This window comes from Priestia sp. P5_B4, assembly GCF_056400385.1.
The window spans coordinates 1-757 of the sequence record NZ_JBFULJ010001314.1; the positions used below are offsets into that span (position 1 = coordinate 1).

1 protein-coding gene and 1 tRNA gene are annotated in these 757 nt (G+C 36.1%); one reads left to right on the forward strand and one right to left on the reverse strand.

Features of this window, described 5'->3' with window-relative positions:
• Positions 1–182 precede the first annotated feature (182 nt).
• Positions 183–344 carry a hypothetical protein gene (locus AC1DRF_RS30690; RefSeq protein ID WP_427076516.1) on the forward strand — a complete coding sequence of 54 codons (162 nt, stop codon included), beginning with the start codon at positions 183–185 and terminating at the stop codon, positions 342–344.
• Between the two features lie 117 nt (positions 345–461).
• Here AC1DRF_RS30690 and AC1DRF_RS30695 read toward each other — a convergent pair.
• Positions 462–533: transfer RNA gene (locus tag AC1DRF_RS30695), tRNA-Ala, on the reverse strand.
• Positions 534–757 lie beyond the last annotated feature (224 nt).

Consider the following 757-nt stretch of genomic DNA (forward strand, 5'->3'; position numbering starts at 1 on the left):
GTATTAGAAACCCTATAAAATGCTGCGAAATTTAAAGAATTGATTGAGTATATCCGTATAACCAGTAATTGCACAAGGGTCGTAAAGGTATACTTTTACGGCGGATTAATATTGATGAATTGCTTTTTACATGAAACAATGTGAAAAAAATGGGCAACCTAGAAGCAAAAGGAGGGGATAGAATGGGCAAAGAACCAAATGATGAACCAAATGATGAAACAAGTGAAGGGCTTAATCAGCTTTTTGAAATCATCAATGCAAAAGGCGACGAGGGCGAACTTAGAGAAATTGTCAGCAGGAGCAGTGAAAAGAATAATCATAAAAATCATGAGGATCAATCGTAAAAAGAAAATAAAAAACCTCTTCATGGAAATCATGAAGAGGTCAGATGAAATAGTATTGCAACCATTCCATCCTGCAGAGTTTTAAAGTGTTTTAAACTCTTGATACAACTGGTTTTATGGAACTGATGGGATTCGAACCCACGACCCCTTGTCTGCCAGACAAGTATTCTCCCACTGAACTACAGTCCCGATTATGTAGAGCCTTTATTGCGTGTTGACTCTACTATATTTTAATACGTATGCCGCGCGTTCGCAATAGTTATTTTCAGTGTTTTCTAATTTCTTCATATGAATATTAACTTCTAAAAAAATCGTTTACTTCTTGTTTATACGTATAAAAAAAACTTGGAATTTGGCTTGGTTCCAATCCTTGTGCAGCGTATTTGCTGATGGATTGGTAGTACCATTTCTGC